Origin of the sequence: Variovorax sp. J2L1-78 (assembly GCF_030317205.1) — a bacterium.
Lineage (GTDB): Bacteria > Pseudomonadota > Gammaproteobacteria > Burkholderiales > Burkholderiaceae_C > Variovorax > Variovorax arabinosiphilus.
Genome location: NZ_JASZYB010000003.1, coordinates 111481 through 128019, shown reverse-complemented (window position 1 = coordinate 128019; position 16539 = coordinate 111481). Strand labels below are relative to the sequence as shown.

Genomic DNA, 16539 nt, shown 5'->3' with positions numbered 1-16539 from the left:
GGTCAGCTCCATTGGGTGCGGCGCCTGGCGCGCGAACGAAGGGCCGCGATGAGAACGAGCAGGACCGCGAGCACCACGATGCCCGGCACGATCAACGGCCGCAGCTGCGCGATGAGGGGCGGCTTGCCACCGGCGCGCAGTGTCTGCACGTCGCCGACGCTCACCTTGACCGCGGGGTTGCCGTACTGGCGGAGGACGTAGTTGCTGACGTCGGCGATCTCCTGGTCGCTCAGGCGATCGGTGAACGAGGCCGCGTCGCCGAAGGCGGGCATGAAGTGCGCCTTGCCGTCGACGGTACGGTCCACGCCATGCAGGATGGTCGCGACCAGGTTGTCGGGCCGGTCGGCACCGGTGGCGGTGTTGTGGAACAGCGAGGGGTATGCGCCGTTCTGGGTGCCGGCACCGCCTTCCTGGTGGCAATGGGCGCAGCTGCCGCTGAACACGCGCCAGCCGGGGTCGACGCCATCCTTGAGGCCGCGCTGGTCGATCTCGGTGGTCGAGGCCTCGCCATAGGCGAAGCGCGGCTTGGCTTCGGCGCTGGCCACGCCGGGCACCTGCTTGAGGTACACGGCGATGGCCTTCAGGTCGGCGTCGGGCAGGTGCTGCAGGCTGTGCTCGATGGCCTCGGCCATCGGGCCGGCCGCCTGCGCCTTGCCGGCCACGCGGCCGGTGCGCAGGTATTGCACCAGCTCGGCCTCGCTCCACGCGCCGATGCCGCTGGTGGCATCGCCGGTGATGTTCGGCGCATACCACGCCCCCAGCGAACCGCCCGACAGGAAGGCCTTGTCGCCCTGCTCGGCCATCAGCGCATTGCGCGGCGTGTGGCAGGTGCTGCAATGCGCGAGCGCGCCGGCCAGGTAGGCGCCGCGGTTCCACTCGGCGGTCTTCGATGCGTCGGGCACGAAGCGCTCGTCCTTCAGGAAGAGCGCGTTCCACACCGCCATCGAGATGCGCAGGTTGAACGGGAAGGGCAACTCGGTCTGCGGCGCCGGCTTGTCGACCGGTGCGACCCCGTGCATGAAGTACGCGTAGAGCGCGGCCGTGTCGTCGTCGCTCAGCTGCGTGTACGCGGTGTACGGCATCGCGGGGTAGAGGTGTGCGCCGTCCTTGCGCACGCCTTGCCGCAGCGAGCGGCTGAACTCGTCGAGCGTGTAGTCGCCGATGCCGGCGGACTTCGAGGGCGTGATGTTCGACGCGACGATGGCGCCGAGCGGCGACTCGATGCGGTAGCCGCCCGCGAAAGGCGCACCCCCCTTCGGCGTCGTGTGACAGGCCGCGCAATCGGCGGCGACCGCCAGCAGGCGGCCCTTCTCGACCAGGGTGGTGTCAGTCGCTGCGGTCTGCGCCTGCGCCAGACCCATACCCACCATCACCCCCAACCCCAGCATCCACCTCCAAAGAGAGATGCCAAAAACCGACTCGCGTGAACGCATCGTGCCGAACCTTCGTGTTGTTGTAGCGCCCGCGCCTCGGCACATCCGCGGCGGACCTTTTTTGAAGATTCATTCTGGCTTCGATGACGTGGATCAAGGCGCGACGCCGCGCTTACCCGTGCGATCTAGTCACGTTTACCCTGATTGCGCACGCGGCGCCGTTGGATCTGGCAATCTGTATTGCACGCACCCCAAGCGCGTCGAACGACGGTCAGGGAACGATCAACCCGCGCAACGCCGGATCGGCCGGCGGCACGCTGAGCTTCATATCTTTCAGCGTCTTCACCAGCAGCTGCGCGATCATCAGGTTGCGATGCGTCTTGTGGTTCGCGGGGACCACGTACCACGGCGCCGCATCGGTCGACGTGGCCTCCAGCGCACGCGCATAGGCGCGTTGGTAGAGGCCCCACTTCTTGCGGGCGTCGAGATCGCCCATGGCGAACTTCCAGTTCTTCGCAGGTTCGTCGATGCGCGCCTGCAGGCGTTCGCGCTGCTCGTCGGCGCCGATGTGCAGCATGCACTTGAGCACCACCGTGCCGGTCTCGGTCAGCAGGCGCTCGAAGTCGTTGATGTGCGCGTAGCGGCGCTGCGTCTCGGCCTTGTCGATCCAGCCTTCGACCACCGGCACCAGCACGTCTTCGTAGTGGCTGCGGTTCCACACCGCGATCTCGCCGCTGCGCGGCACCACCGCGTGGCAGCGCCATAGGAAGTCGTGGGCCAGCTCCTCGATCGACGGCGCCTTGAAGGCCGCCACGCGCACGCCCAGGGGCGAGGTGCGCGAGAAGACCCAGCGGATGGTGCCGTCCTTGCCGCTGGTGTCCATGCCCTGCAGCACCAGCAGCAGCTTGCGCTTGCCCTCCGCATGCAGCAGGTTCTGCAGCTCGTCGAGCGACTCGGCGAGCGCATCGAGCCGCAGCCGCTGTTCGCTGTCGCTCTCGCAGTCCTCCAGGAAGCGCTCGTCGCCCGGGTCGATGTCGGCCAGCCCCACCTTGGCGCCGACGCGGTACTTCTTGAAGCTGGCCATGGTCGTCTCCCGGGTGCGTGAAGAGGGTCAGCGGGCGCCGATGCGCGTGTCGCCGAAGAGGGCCTTGAGCTCGCGCGGCTGCGAACGCCAGTACTGCGGCGGCGCCTCCACCTGCGCGCCCAGTTCGGCGGCGGCGCGCCACGGCCAGTGCGGCTCGAACAGCGCGGCGCGCGCGATGGCCACCGCATCGGCCTGCCCTGCCGCGATCACCGCCTCGGCCTGCTTCGGCTCGGTGATGAGGCCGACCGCGAAGACCGGCACCTCGACCTCGGCCTTGATGCGCTCGGCCAGTGGCACCTGGTAGCCCGGCGACAGCGGGATCTTCTGCTGCGGCGAGACGCCGCCGGAGGACACGTGCACGAAATCGCAGCCGCGGGCCGCCAGCGCCTTCGAGAACGCGACGCTGCCGTCGATGTCCCAGCCGCCTTCGACCCAGTCGGTGGCCGAGAGGCGCATGCCCACCGGCATCGACGCCGGTACCGCAGCACGCACCGCCTCGAACACCTCTAGCGGGAAGCGCAGGCGGTTCTCGAGCGCGCCACCGTAGTCGTCGGCGCGCTGGTTGGACAGCGGCGAGAGGAACTGATGCAGCAGGTAGCCGTGCGCGCCGTGCAACTCGATCGCGTCGATGCCCAGCGCCTGCGCGCGCTGCGCGGCCTGCACGAACGCCGCCTTCACGCGCGCCAGGCCGGCCGCGTCGAGCGCCAGCGGCGCGGGCTCGCCGGCCGCATGCGGCAGGGCCGAGGCCGACACCGTCTGCCATGCACCCTCGTCCGGCCCGAGGGCCTGGCCGCCTTCCCAGGGGATGTGGCTCGATGCCTTGCGCCCGGCGTGGCCGAGCTGGATCGCGATGGGCATGCGCGAGTGCTGGCGCATCGCCTTCAGCACGCGCGCCATGGCCGCCTGGTTGTCGTCGTTGTACAGGCCCACGTCCTGCGGCGTGATGCGGCCGATGGCCTCGACCCCGGTGGCCTCGATGATCAGCAGACCGGCCCCCGACAGCGCGAGCTGGCCGAGATGGATCAGGTGCCAGTCGGTCATGTTGCCGTCCTCGGCGGAGTACTGGCACATCGGGGCGATCACGATGCGGTTGGGCAGCGTCAGGGCACCGACCTGCAGCGGAGAGAAGAGCGTGCTCATGAAGTCCTTGGATTGACGTTGGGATGGGGGTCGCGGGCGCGCACCATGCCTTCCTGCGCGGTCGATGCGACGAGGCGTCCGTCGCGGGTGTAGATGCTGCCGCGCGCGAGCCCGCGCGCGCCGCTGGCGCTGGGCGAATCGAGCCGGTAGAGCAGCCAGTCGTCCAGGCGGAAATCGCGGTGGAACCACATCGCGTGGTCGAGGCTCGCCATGCGCACGCCCGGCTGCATGTAGCTCAGGCCGTGCGGCAGCAGGGCCGCGCCGAGCAGCCCGTGGTCGGATGCGTAGGCCAGCAGGGCGCGGTGCATGAGCGGGTCGTCCGGCAGCGGCGCGACCGTGCGCATCCAGATCGATCGCTCGGCCTCGCGCCGCGCCGGCGCCAGCAGGTCGTCGGCCTCCACCGAGCGGAACTCGATGCCGTGCGGCTGCACGCCCTTGATGCGCGCCCGCTCGGGCAGGCGGTCGCCCAGGTCGATGCGCCGCTGCAGGTCGCTCTTCACGCCCTCGGGGCCGGCCACGGCGGGCATCGGCCACTGGTGCTCGACGCCCGGGTCCACCGTCTGGAACGAGGCCGACATCTCGAAGATGATGCGGTCGCCCTGGCGTGCCACCACGTGGCGGGTGGTGAAGCTGCGGCCGTCGCGCACGCGGTCCACCGCGTAGTCGATGGGGGCATGCTCGCCGGGCAGCAGGAAGTAGGCATGCATCGAATGCACCGGCCGGTCGGCGTCGACCGTGCGGCTCGCCGCCATCAGTGACTGGCCCAGTACCTGGCCGCCGAACACCGCGGGTGTGCCCAGGTCTTCGCTCTGCGCGCGGAAGCGGTCGTCGCCCAGCACCTCCAGTTGCATGAGGTCGACGAGGTCGTCGACAAGACGGGCGGCGCTGGCGGGTTCGGTCATCGGGCGGTCGAAGGCGGGGAGAGCCTTGCACGATAACAAAGGCGGCGCCGTCGCGCTGACGCCGGGGCGTCGGCCGTGGCAGCGCCTCCGGGGCGTGCAGGGCTCAGCGGTCGAGGTCGGCGCCGTCCGCCGCCAGCTTCTTCTGCAGCGCCACCACATCCACCTCCGCGAAGCGCGCGCCGCCCAGCGTGGCCGCCGCCGTGCCCGCCGCCTGCCCCATCACGAAGCAGCCACCGCTCGCGCGTGCGGCCGACTGGCCTTCGTGTGTCATGGCGGCGCAGCGGCCGGCCACCAGCAGGTTGTCGACCGCCCGGGGCACCAGCATGCGCCAGGGCAGGTGGTTGTAGGTGTTGGCGTCGTCGCGCGGGAAGGCCCACTGGATGCGGCCGTCGGCATGCATCTCCATCGGCCAGCCGTTCAGGCCGATCACGTCGTCGAACTTCGCGGACGAGAGGATGTCCTCGCCGGTCAGCGCGTAGACGCCCTCGATGCGGCGCGTCTCGCGCAGGCCCACCTGCGGCGCGATCTCGACGATGGCCGACTGCTCGAAGCCCGGCACCTCGGCGCGCAGGAAGCGGAAGTACTCGGCGATCTGGCGGCGGCCTTCGAGTTCGCCGTCGCTCAGCTCGCGCGCGTCGACGCCGTTCATCGCCGTGCCCCCGGCATTGCGGATCTGCGTGACGTTGGCGCGCCATTCGCGCGGGTCGATGTTGGGCCGCAGGATGGCGCCGTCGCGCGGGAAGCGGTAGGCGTCGGGGCTGCGCTCGCGCACGACGTTCATCAGGTCGTTGATCGCCTTGAACTCGCCCACCGCGGCCAGCGCCCGCGGCGCGTCGACCTGGCCGACGCGGAACATGGTGGTCGGGAACAGGCCGCTGCCGTGGCCGTCGCCCACCTCGAAGGGCACGCCGGCGAAGGCCGCCACATCGGCGTCGCCGCTGCCGTCGACGAAGGCGTTGGCACGGATCGCCTGGCGGCCCGACTTGGTCTCGACCACCAGCGCCGCGATGCGCGCACCGTCCATCAGCACGGCGGCGGCGTAGGCGTGGAACAGCAGCTCCACCCCGGCATCGAGCAGCAGCTGGTCGGCCGCGCACTTGTAGACCGAGGTGTCGTAGGAACGCACGCGGATGCGGCCCTGCATGCCGTCCTGCGGCTTGTTCAGCCCGCCCATCGCGTCCATGCGCGCGAGCAGGTCGTCGGCCACGCCGTGCACCACCTGCGTCATCTTCCCGCGGCGCTTGGCGTAGAGGCCGGCGAAGTTGGTCACGCCGCCCGCGGTGCCCATGCCACCGAGGAAGCCGTAGCGTTCGACCAGCAGCGTGCGCGCGCCGTGGCGCGCTGCGCTCACCGCCGCCGCCAGGCCGGCCGGCCCACCGCCGACCACGACGACGTCGTATGCACCGTAGACCGGCAATGCACGCGCCGGCTCCTGCATCGACACGGCGGTCATTGGAGCTTGATCCCTTGCGACGAAATGATGCGGCTCATGATGGCCGCCTCTTCCTTCACGCGCACCTGCATGCCCTCGGGCGAGGTGCCGACCGCCTGCCAGCCCTGCTCGAAGAGCTTCTGGCGCACCTCGGGGGCCTTCATGATCACGGCCAGCTCCTTCGTGATGCGCTCCTGCGCGGGCTTCGACAACGTGGCCGGGGCGAGCAGCGCGACCCACACTTCGAGGTTGAGGTCCTTCACGCCGGCGTCGGCCAGCGGCGGGATCTCCGGCGCGAGCGGGCTGCGGCCGCTGGTCAGGCCGATGGCCTTGAGCTTGCCGGCCTTGATCTGCGGCAGCGCGACGCCCGGGGGGATCAGCGCGAACTGGATCTGGTTGCCGATCAGGTCGGTCACGACCTGCGGGTTGCCCTGGTAGGGCACGTGCACGGCCTTCATGCCGGGCACCTTGCTCTTGAGCAACTCGGTGCCGAGGTGGCCGACCGAGCCCACGCCGACCGACCCATAGCTCCACGTGTCGCCGGCCTTGCGGGCGGCATCGAAGAAGGCAGCGCCGCTCGGCAGGCTGTTCTGCGCGACCAGCACCAGCGGTGCGGTGGCGATGAGCGACAGGTAGGTGAAGTCCTTGGCCGGGTCGTAGGGCAGCCGCGAATACAACATCTTCGACGAGGTGAGGTTGCCGTTGATGACGATCCCGATCGTGTGGTCGTCGGCCGCCTTCGCCACGATGTCGGCCGCGATGTTGCCCGACGCACCGGCCCGGTTGTCCACCACCACCGGCTGCCCCAGCGCGCGCGACAGCGGCTCGGCGATCGCACGCGCCGCGATGTCCGGCGTCGACCCGCCGGGGAAGCCGACCAGCAGGCGAATCGGCTTGGCGGGCCAGGCGGCGCCCTGTGCCGATGCAGCCAGGGGCAGTGCCATTGCAGCGGCCAGGGCGAGAACGAGAAGGGAACGACGCATGGAATTCGCTTTCTACAAAAGAACGGGACTATTCGAGGCTGATGTTGCCGATGCGCACCAGCTCGCCGTAGACCTTGGACTTCGCTTCGGCGTTGCGTTCGATCTCCTCCGGCGACCAGGCCAGGGGCTCGAAGGCAAAGGTGTCGAAGCGCGCACGGATCTCCGGATCGGCGATGACCTTCGCGACATCGGCGTTGATTTTCGCCTTGATGGCGGCGGACACGCCCTTGGGCGCGAGCAGTGAGACGAAGGAATTCACTTCGAGCGAGGGCGGCCCGCCGGCCTCGGCCATGGTGGGCACGTCGGGCATCTGCGGAACGCGCCTGGACGCGGCCACGGCGATGTAGCGCAGCTTGCCGGCCTTGTAGATGCCCTGGCTCGACGGGATGCTCGCGAAGCTCCACGGCACGTCGCCCGTGCCGACGTTGGCGAACAGCTGCGACACCTCGCGGTAGGGCACGTGCTGCATGCGGATGCCGGTCAGCGCCTCGAGCTGCTGGCCGCCCAGGTGGCCAGGGCTGCCCACGCCCCACGAGCCGTAGCTGACCTGGCCCGGGTGCGCCTTGGCGTCGGCGATCAGGTCGGTCATGGTCTTGTACTTGGCGTCGGTGCCCACCGCCACGAAGAAGGGCGTGCGGAACAGCGAAGCCACCGGGTCGAAGTGCTGCAGCGTCACGAAGTTGCGCGACTTGTACAGGTGCGGCAGCGCGGCGATGTGCTCGCTGTCGAGCTGCAGCAGCGTGTAGCCGTCGGGCGCCGCACGGCGCGCCTGCTCGATGGCGATGAAGCCGCCGCCGCCGGGCTTGTTGTCGACCACCACGCGCTGATTCCACAGGCGCGAGAGCTTGTCCGAGACCAGGCGCAGCACCGCGTCGGGGCCGCTGCCCGCCGCGAAGGGCGTGACCAGCGTCACCGGCTTGCTGGGGAAGTCGGCGGCGGCCGTCTGGGCCTGTGCGCCTGCGCTCAGCAGCAAGGCGGCAGCGGCGGTGGCCGCGGTGAACAGTCGGCGGGTCGATGGCATGGCGTGTCTCCGGGCGGTTGGTATGGGTATCGGTGGTGCCGTGATGGCCGCAGGGCGCGATCATGCCGTGCCCGTGTGTCCGGACCTCGACACGCAGCGCCAGCATGGTCAGTGCGCCGCGTGCAAGTCGCGTGCCGACAGGCGCAAGGCCGGGTCGGCGTCGTCGAGGCAACGCTCCGGCCGCCACGCGTAGAGCCACTCGACCGCATCGTAGAAGCGCTCCGGCGTGCGACCCACCCACAGGCTGTTGCGCACCAGGCGCTCGACGCCCTTCGCGTGGTAGAGCCGGCCCATCTCGCGCACCGACAGCACGACGCGCGCGGTGCGCGGCACGCGAGCCGCGGCATAGAGGCGGAAGGCGGCGGGCAGGTCGAAGCGGCCGTCGCCGGTGCGGCAGGCCTGCACGGCAGCGCCCAGCGTGACCGCGTCTTCCAGCGCCATGCAGGCGCCCTGCGCGAGGTACTGCATCATGGGATGCGCCGCGTCGCCCAGCAGCGTCGCGTTGCCCTCGCTCCAGTTGGCGACCGGGTCTCGGTCGGCGGTGCTCCAGCGGCGCCACGAGCTCGGCCGGTCGAGCAGCTGCCGCGGGCGCGCATGCACGCCGTCGAAGTACGACAGCACCTCGGCCTGGCTGCCCTCGCTCACGCCCCACACCTCCTTGTCGCGGCTATGGAAGGTCACGACCAGGTTGTACAGCTCGCCATGGCGCAAGGGGTAGTGCACCAGGTGGCAGTTGGGGCCGGCCCACACCACCGGCGCGTTCCAGCGCAGGTCGGCCGGCATGTCGTCGGCCGGCACGACCGCGCGGTAGACCACGTGGCCCGACACGCGCGGCGCGTCGCCGATCAGCTGCGACCGCACGATCGACTTCACGCCGTCGCAGCCGACCACCGCGTCGGCGCTGAAGTGCCGACCGTCGTGCGTGTGTGCCTGCACGCGCACACCGCCGAGCTCGAGCGCATCGACCTGCGCGCCGGTGTGCACGCGGATCAGCGGCTGCCGCTGCACCGCGCCGACCAGCGCGCCATGCAGGTCGGCCCGGTGGCTCACCGCATACGGGTTGCCAAAGCGCGCGCGGAAGGCCTCGCCCACCGGCACCGAGGCGACCTCGCCGCAGTCGACGGCGTCCATCATCACCAGCCGGTCGGTGAAGACCGAGCCGCTGCGCACCGCGTCGCCCACGCCCAGCGCATCGAGCGCGGCGAAGGCGTTGGGGCCGAGCTGCAGGCCGGCACCGATCTCGCCGATGGTGGCGCTCTGCTCCAGCAGGTCGACCGCCAGGCCGAGCCGGGCCAGCGACAGGGCCGCGGCCATGCCGCCGATGCCGCCGCCGATGAGCAGGACGCGGGGTGTGTCGTTTGTCGTAGGGGATGCGTTCATCGTGGGCCTCCTGCGTGGCGGTTCACGCGATGCGGACCGACAGCGACGGCAGCCCGTCGATGCGCACCACCATCGATTGCCCGCGCTGCACCGCGCCCACGCCTTCGGGCGTGCCGGTGAAGATCAGGTCGCCGGGCTGCAGCGTGAAGAGGGACGACAGGTTGGCGATCACCTCGTCGACCGACCAGATCAGGTGGGCGATGGTGGCCTGCTGGCGCACCGTGCCGTCGACCTCGAGCGCGATGCCCGCGCTGTCGATGCCGGCCGCGTCGGCGCGGCGCACGATCGGCGCGATGGGCGCGGAGAAGTCGAAGGCCTTGCCCACTTCCCACGGTCGGCCCTTCTCGCGGGCGGCGATCTGCAGGTCGCGCCGCGTCATGTCCAGGCCCACCGCGTAGCCGTAGATGTGCGAGGCGGCATCGGCCTGCGCGATGTCGCGCCCCCCCTGGCCGATGGCGACGACCAGCTCGGCCTCGTAGTGGTAGTTCTTCGTCAGCGGCGGGTAGGGCAGCGTGGCCGTCGCGCCTTCGGCCACCGGCACCACCGACGCATCGTCGTTCGGCTTGCAGAAGAAGAAGGGCGGCTCGCGGGTCGGGTCGAAGCCCATCTCGCGGGCATGCGCCGCGTAGTTGCGGCCGACGCAGTAGACGCGGCGCACCGGGAACAGCGCGTCGCTGCCGACGATGGGCAGGCCGACGGTGGGCGTGGGGGTGAAGACGTAGGACATGGGAACTCCTGCCGCTCGCGGCGGCGCATGGTCGAGATGAAAAGCAGAGGGCGAACCGGTGCTGGCCAGGGGCCTGTTAACGCAATTTCCGGGAATAGCGTTAACAGGCCCTAGTCTTCGACGAAGGCTTCGCGCAGAACGCCCATGGCCTGCTGCACCGGACGATCGGAAAAGCTGAAGAGCACGACGTCGTCCGTGGCCACCAACTTCAGCGGTGCCCACGAAGGCACGACGAAGGTGTCGCGCGGTCCGAAGTCGAAGCGCTGGTCGCCGATGTCGGCATGGCCGCGACCTTCGACCACGCTGTAGACCGCGCCATCGGTCATGCGGTGCGTCCGGCCGGCGAAGCCACGCGGCAGCAGCTGCAGGTTCGTCGCGATGGTCGGCATCGGCGAGCCGCCGGTCAGCGGGTTGATGTAGCGCAGCTTGTGGCCCAGCCAGGCGTCGGGCGCTTCCTGCCTCTGCAACTGCGCCAGCGCCTCGCGGCTGCGGGCATAGGGGTAGTTGAAGATCGGCGAGGTGGCCGACGTGTGGTCGTGCCGCACCGGCACCATGTTGTGGCCGAAGCGCGCCAGGCTGTGGCCCTCGGGTCGGGCCACGTGCTGCACCTTGGCGTCGGCGTTCTCGGCGAAGCCGGCGTCGAAGAAACGCACCATCGGGATGTCGAGGCCGTCGAGCCACACCACCGGCTCGCTGACACCTTCGATGCCTTCGTTGCCATGGTCGTGCCACGCCCACGAGGGCGTGATGATGAAGTCGCCGGGGTGCATCGTGGTGCGCTCGCCGCCGACAGTGGTGTACGCCCCCTTGCCGTCGACGATGAAGCGCAGCGCCGACTGCACATGGCGGTGCGACGGCGCCACTTCGCCCGGCATGATGAGCTGCAGGCCGGCGTAGAGCGACTGCGTGATGGACGAGCGGCCCGGGATCGCCGGGTTCTCCAGCACCAGCACGCGGCGCACGGCCTCTTCGGCGGTGATGAGTTCGGCCGACTCCATCAGCAGCGGGCGGATGTCGTCGTAGCGCCAGAGCGCCGGCACGCAAGGCGTCTGCGGCTCGCGCGGCACCAGTGCGTGGAGCGACTCCCACAGCGGCGTGAGGTGCAGCGGCCGGATACGCTCGTAGTAGGCGCGGCGTTCGTCGGCCTGGGGTGCGACGGCGCGCAGGGTGGCGGTGTTCATGGGGCTTGTCTCCTGGGGAGGACGGGCATCGGTGCCGTGCCTCGGTGCGCCATTGTTCGTCGCGCCCCACTATGGAATCAAGACCGCCCACCAATACCCGTTATCGCGTTTTTCGATAATGGCGCCTCTCGCCTTCCAGGAGTTGCACCATGGCCAAGCTCGACCTCGACTGGATCGCCGTGTTCGACGCGGTCTACCAGACCGGCAGCGTGTCGAAGGCGGCCGACCGCCTGGGGCTGGCGCAGGCGGCGGCCAGCACCATGCTCAACAAGCTGCGCGTGCACTTCGACGACCGGCTGTTCACGCGCACCGCGCGCGGCATGCAGCCGACGCCGCATGCGGAGCGCATCCGTCCGCACCTGCGCGAGGCGCTGTCGCAACTGGAGGCCGCACGCGGCAGCCATGCGGCCTTCGACCCGGCGCGCGCGCAGCGCAGCTTCCGCATCTGCATGACGGACATCAGCGAGGTCGTGCTGCTGCCCGGCCTGCTCGACCACCTGCGCCGGGTAGCGCCGGGCGTTCAGCTGGAGACGGAGATCGTCTCGACCGACAGCGGCCGGCGGCTGGAGAACGGCGAGGTCGACCTGGCGGTGGGCTTCATGCCGCAACTCGACGCCGGCTTCTACCAGCAGACGCTCTTCATGCAGAACTTCGTCTGCCTGGTCGCGCAGCACCATCCACGCATCGGCGCGCGGCTGACGAAGAAGCGCTTCGAAACCGAGGCGCATGCGGTGATCTCGTCATCGGGCACGGGCCACGCCATCGTCGACAAGACGCTGGCGCGGCTGGGCGTGCAGCGCCACGTGGTGGCACGGCTGTCGAGCTTTCTGAGCGTGGCGCGCATCGTGGCGCACACCGAGCTGATCGTCACCGTGCCGCGCGTGCTCGGCGAGGTGCTGGCGACGCAGGAGCCGGTGCGGCTGATGGAGTTGCCCTTCGCCCTGCCCTCGTACGCGGTCAAGCAGCACTGGCACGAGCGCTTCCACGCCGAGCCCGGGAATGCGTGGCTGCGGCGCACGGTGGCGCAACTGTTCGGCGGCGGCTGAGCCGCGCACATAATCCGCTCCCACCGCCCCACGAAAAAACGCCATGTCCTCCATCACCCTGCGCTTCCTGGCCGAACCGAGCACCGTCAACTTCGGCGGCAAAGTCCATGGCGGCACCGTCATGAAGTGGATCGACGAGGCGGGCTACGCCTGCGCCACGAGCTGGTCGAAGCGCTACTGCGTGACCGTGTTCATCGGCAGCATCCGCTTCCACCGGCCGATCATGATCGGCGACCTGGTCGAAGTCGAAGCGCGCCTGGTCTACACCGGCCGCACCAGCATGAACATCTCGGTGGAGGTGCGCAGCGGCGACATGAAGGGGGGCGGCATGCACAAGACGACCGAATGCCTGATCGTCTTCGTCTCGGTCGATTCGCACGGCCAGCCGCTGCCGGTCGACAGCTTCACGCCGGCGACACCGGGCGAGATGGCACTGGCCGAGCGCGCGCGGGCGCACCTCGATGCGAGCCGCGCGGCGGGCGCATCGGCCCCGGCGCCCGCCCCCACCGACAACTGAAGTTCAGGCGGCCGGGAGCACCGTGCCGCTCACCTCGCCCAGCCCGATGCGCACCGCGCCGTCGCGCTCGCAGTAGCCACGCAGCGTCAGTGTGTCGCCGTCTTCCAGGAAGGCGCGCGTCTCGCCGTTGGGCAGCGTCATCGGCTGCTTGCCGCCCATCGTGATCTCCAGCAGCGAGCCGGCTTCGTCCGGCGTCGGGCCCGACAGCGTGCCCGACCCCAGCATGTCGCCCGGCTGCAGGTTGCAGCCGTTGACCGTGTGGTGCGCGACGAGTTGCGCGGGCGTCCAGTACGCGGCCTGCAGGGTGTTGCCGCGCGTCAGCCGCACGGCGGGCTCGCCGGCCTCGCGCATCTTCGCGGTCTGCAGCCAGACCTCGAGCGTGATGGCCAATGCGCCACGTTCGCGGTTGGCGGGCGAATCGAGGTAAGGCAGCGGCTGCGGGTCGCCCGCGGGGCGCTCGAACTTCGCGCGGAAGGGCGCGAGCGCCTCCATGGTGACGATCCAGGGCGACAGCGTCGATGCGAAGCTCTTCGAGAGGAACGGGCCGAGCGGCTGGTATTCCCAGGCCTGCAGGTCGCGCGCCGACCAGTCGTTGAGCAGCGTCACGCCGAACAGGTGCTGCTCGGCATCGGCGATGGGGATGGGCTCGCCCAGTTCGTTGCCGCGGCCGATGAGGAAGCCCAATTCGAGTTCGTAGTCGAGCCGCTTCGACGGACCGAAGGTCGGCACTTCGGCATCGGGTGCCTTCGTCTGGCCTTGCGGGCGCTTGAAGCGCTGGCCGCTCACGCGGAGGGACGACGCACGGCCGTGGTAGCCGATGGGCACCCACTTGTAGTTGGGCAACAGCGGCTGGTCGGGGCGGAACAGCTTGCCGACGGTGGTCGCGTGCTGGATGCCGGTGTAGAAGTCGCTGTAGTCGCCGATGCGGCAGGGCAGCGCCATCTCGACCGCCGCCTGCGCATACAGCGCGATCTCCCACTCGCCCTTCTTGGCGCTGCCTTCCTGCAGGCCCTCGGACAGCGCCGTGCGCAGCGCCGCGCGCTCGGCCTGTGTGGCGGCCATCAGCAGGTTCATGTCGGCATGGTCGACCAGCTTCGCGGCCTTCAGGTCCAGCACCTGGTCGCCGATGGCCACGCCGATGCGGAACGCTTCGTCGGTGCCGGCTGGCCGGAAGCGGCCGAAGGGCAGGTTCTGGATGGGGAAGTCGGTGCCCGCCACGTTGGCGGATTCGACCCAGCTGCGCAGCGTCGGGGTGTGGGTGGCGTCGAGTGTGGTCATGGGTGCTTTCAGTCTGCGGTCATGCCGGCCTTCTTGGCGACTTCACCGAGGCGTTGGTATTCGGATTGGGTGAGCTTCGCCAGCGCTTCGGCCGACGAGCCACGTGGCGTGAAGCCCGCCTGCGTGAGCTTGTCCTTCACCTCGGGCAGCGCGAGCGCTTCGGTGAAGGCGTCGTTGAGCGCCTTGACGATCGGCGCGGGCAGGTGGGCCGGGCCGTACACGCCGAACCACGGGTCGAGCGCGTAGCCCTTCAGGCCTGCCTCGGCGATGGTCGGCACGTCGGGCAGCGACGGCGAGCGCGCCGGACCGGCCACCGCCAGCGCGCGCAGCTTGCCGGCCTGGATGTGCGGCAGCGACGCGGGCAGGTTGTCGAACATCACGCCGATGGTGTTGCCCAGCATGTCGTTGATGGCCGGGCCGCTGCCCTTGTAGGCGACGTGCGTGAGCTCGGTGCCCGTCATCTGCGCGAACATCACGCCGGCCAGGTTCATCGAGGTGCCGGCGCCCGCGGTGGCGTACGGCAGGCCGGGCGCCTTCTTCGCGGCGGCAATCAGGTCGGCCACGCTCTTGATGGGCGAGGTCGCGGGCACTTCCAGCACGATGGTCGACGTGCCCAGCAGGCTGATCGCGGTGAAGTCCTTGCGTGGGTCGAAGGCCATCGACTTGTAGATGTGCGGATTGAGCGCATTGGTCGAGATGGCGCCGAAGCCGATCGTGTAGCCGTCGGGCGCGGCCTTGGCCACGGCGTCCATGCCGATGTTGCCGCCGGCGCCGCCGCGGTTTTCGATGATCACCGGCTGGCCCAGCTTCTCGGACACCTTCTGGCCCACCGTGCGCGCCACCAGGTCGGTGGTGCCGCCGGCGGTATAGGGCACGACGAAGCGGATCGGCTTGCTCGGGTAGTCGGCGGCCTGCGCGGTAGCGAAGGGCAGGCCGATCGCGGCAGTGGCGACGAGCGCGGCGAAGCTCGCGCGGCGGGACGAATCGAATCGCATGTCTCTTGTCTTTCTTGTGGGTTGAACGGGCTTACTTCTTGAACTGGTCCTTGAGCCCGGCCCAGCAGTCCGCATAGGCGTCGTCGAGCGCCGGGCTCTGCATCGCGAAGGGCGTCGGCACGAAACGGTAGCGGCTCTCGAACATGAAGGCCAGCGTGTTGTCGAGCTTCTGCGGTGCGAGCGATGCGTGGCTGGCCTTGTCGAAGGCTTCCTCGTCCGGGCCGTGCGGCACCATCGGGTTGTGCAGGCTGGCACCACCGGGCTTGAAGCCACCGGGCTTGGCGTCGTATTCGCCGTACACCAGGCCCATGAACTCGCTCATGAGGTTGCGGTGGTACCACGGCGGACGGAAGGTGTCTTCCATCACCAGCCAGCGGGGCGGGAAGATCACGAAGTCGCAGTTGGCGGTGCCGGGCGTGTCGCTCGGCGAGGTGAGCACGGTGAAGATCGACGGGTCCGGGTGGTCGAAGCTGATCGAGCCGATGGTCATGAAGTTCGCCGTGTCGTACTTCACCGGCGCCAGGTTGCCGTGCCACGCCACCACGTTGAAGGGCGACTGCTTCATCGGCGCGCGCCAGAAGCGGCCACCGAATTTCTTGACCACCTCGTAGGCGCCCTCGCCGTCCTCGTACGCCGCCACCGGCGCCTGGAAGTCGCGCGCATTCGCCAGGCCGTTGGAGCCGATCGGGCCCAGCTCGGGCAGGCGGAACTGCGCGCCGTAGTTCTCGCAGACGTAGCCGCGCGACACGCCATCGGGCAGCGCCACCTTGAAGGCCACGCCGCGGGGCAGCAGCACGATCTCGCCCGGCTTCACGTCGAGCACGCCCATCTCGGTGGTGATGACCAGCCGCCCCTGCTGCGGCACCAGCAGCATCTCGCCGTCGGCGTTGACGAAGGCGCGGCGCTCCATCGAGCGGCCGGCCAGGTACACGTGCGCGGCGACGCCGGCCTGCATCTCGGCGTCGCCGTTGGCGGCCAGCGTGTGCATGCCGTCGACGAAGTCGGTGGTGGCCGCGGAGGCGTCGAACGGAATCGGATGCCAGCGCAGCGGCTCGGGCGCCACCGCCATGTCACGGTCGGCACCGGTCGCCCACAGCGGCTGCGCATAGGGCTGGTAGCGGCCTGCCACCACCGACGGCTGGCGGCGGTACAGCCAGGTGCGGCGATTGGTGTGGCGCGGCGCGGTGAAGGCGGTGCCCGAGATCAGCTCGGGGTACAGGTCGAAGGGCGCGCGCTGCGGGCTGTTGCGACCCTGCGGCAGCGCGCCGGGCACGGCCTCGCTCGCGTACTCGTTGCCGAAGCCGTGCTGGTAGCGCAGGGCGGTCTCGGCAGGCGGTGTCCGGGGGGACGCATCGGCCCGGGTCGGCAGGCGGTCGGTCAGCGTGGTGTTCATGGCTTTGCCTCCATCGGGAATTCGTCTAATCCAAATGCGTTCGCATTGAGCGAATTCGCGAAGTGTAATGCCGGTGCGAGTTCATGT

At 69.9% G+C, this 16539-nt stretch carries 15 protein-coding genes; 2 read left to right on the top strand and 13 right to left on the bottom strand.

Features of this window, described 5'->3' with window-relative positions:
• Positions 1–2: 2 nt before the first annotated feature.
• The 10 genes from QTH86_RS19090 to gtdA form a co-directional block, all read right to left on the bottom strand.
• On the bottom strand, positions 3–1388 hold the full coding sequence (locus QTH86_RS19090; protein WP_286649398.1) for a cytochrome c: 1386 nt from the start codon (positions 1386–1388) through the stop codon (positions 3–5).
• A gap of 256 nt (positions 1389–1644) precedes the next feature.
• Entirely contained in the window at positions 1645–2457 is an 813-nt protein-coding gene (locus QTH86_RS19085) for a PPK2 family polyphosphate kinase (protein WP_286647808.1), read from the bottom strand.
• 27 nt (positions 2458–2484) lie between these two features.
• Positions 2485–3597 carry an NADH:flavin oxidoreductase/NADH oxidase gene (locus QTH86_RS19080; protein WP_286647807.1) on the bottom strand — a complete coding sequence of 371 codons (1113 nt, stop codon included), beginning with the start codon at positions 3595–3597 and terminating at the stop codon, positions 2485–2487.
• Positions 3594–4499: an acyl-CoA thioesterase gene (locus QTH86_RS19075; RefSeq protein ID WP_286647806.1), complete on the bottom strand. Its 906-nt coding sequence runs from the start codon at positions 4497–4499 to the stop codon at positions 3594–3596. The genes QTH86_RS19080 and QTH86_RS19075 overlap by 4 nt, the downstream gene beginning before the upstream one ends.
• A gap of 103 nt (positions 4500–4602) precedes the next feature.
• Positions 4603–5952 carry an FAD-dependent oxidoreductase gene (locus QTH86_RS19070; protein ID WP_286647805.1) on the bottom strand — a complete coding sequence of 450 codons (1350 nt, stop codon included), beginning with the start codon at positions 5950–5952 and terminating at the stop codon, positions 4603–4605.
• Positions 5949–6914, bottom strand: a complete 966-nt coding sequence (locus QTH86_RS19065; RefSeq protein WP_286647804.1) for a Bug family tripartite tricarboxylate transporter substrate binding protein — start codon at positions 6912–6914, stop codon at positions 5949–5951. The genes QTH86_RS19070 and QTH86_RS19065 overlap by 4 nt, the downstream gene beginning before the upstream one ends.
• Before the next feature lie 28 nt (positions 6915–6942).
• A complete protein-coding gene (locus tag QTH86_RS19060) occupies positions 6943–7935 on the bottom strand; it encodes a Bug family tripartite tricarboxylate transporter substrate binding protein (RefSeq protein WP_286647803.1) in 993 nt (330 codons plus the stop codon).
• Between the two features lie 108 nt (positions 7936–8043).
• A complete protein-coding gene (locus QTH86_RS19055) occupies positions 8044–9315 on the bottom strand; it encodes a 3-hydroxybenzoate 6-monooxygenase (protein WP_286647802.1) in 1272 nt (423 codons plus the stop codon).
• Positions 9316–9337: 22 nt separating this feature from the next.
• Positions 9338–10042 (bottom strand): fumarylacetoacetate hydrolase family protein, encoded by a 705-nt coding sequence (locus QTH86_RS19050; RefSeq protein ID WP_286647801.1) that lies wholly within the window; start codon positions 10040–10042, stop codon positions 9338–9340.
• Between the two features lie 110 nt (positions 10043–10152).
• Entirely contained in the window at positions 10153–11223 is a 1071-nt protein-coding gene (gene gtdA, locus QTH86_RS19045; protein ID WP_286647800.1) for a gentisate 1,2-dioxygenase, read from the bottom strand.
• A gap of 149 nt (positions 11224–11372) precedes the next feature.
• Between gtdA and QTH86_RS19040 the strand changes: the two genes are divergently transcribed.
• Positions 11373–12269 carry a LysR family transcriptional regulator gene (locus QTH86_RS19040; protein WP_286647799.1) on the top strand — a complete coding sequence of 299 codons (897 nt, stop codon included), beginning with the start codon at positions 11373–11375 and terminating at the stop codon, positions 12267–12269.
• Positions 12270–12312: 43 nt separating this feature from the next.
• Positions 12313–12786, top strand: coding sequence for an acyl-CoA thioesterase (locus tag QTH86_RS19035; RefSeq protein WP_262076009.1), 474 nt, complete (start codon positions 12313–12315; stop codon positions 12784–12786).
• Between the two features lie 3 nt (positions 12787–12789).
• Here QTH86_RS19035 and fahA read toward each other — a convergent pair whose 3' ends face one another.
• Genes fahA through hmgA form a run of 3 tightly spaced genes read right to left on the bottom strand, consistent with a single transcriptional unit; the run spans position 12790 to position 16452 of the window.
• Entirely contained in the window at positions 12790–14064 is a 1275-nt protein-coding gene (gene fahA / locus QTH86_RS19030) for a fumarylacetoacetase (RefSeq protein ID WP_286647798.1), read from the bottom strand.
• A gap of 8 nt (positions 14065–14072) precedes the next feature.
• Positions 14073–15059: a Bug family tripartite tricarboxylate transporter substrate binding protein gene (locus QTH86_RS19025; RefSeq protein ID WP_286647797.1), complete on the bottom strand. Its 987-nt coding sequence runs from the start codon at positions 15057–15059 to the stop codon at positions 14073–14075.
• Between the two features lie 31 nt (positions 15060–15090).
• Positions 15091–16452: a homogentisate 1,2-dioxygenase gene (hmgA, locus tag QTH86_RS19020; protein ID WP_286647796.1), complete on the bottom strand. Its 1362-nt coding sequence runs from the start codon at positions 16450–16452 to the stop codon at positions 15091–15093.
• Positions 16453–16539 lie beyond the last annotated feature (87 nt).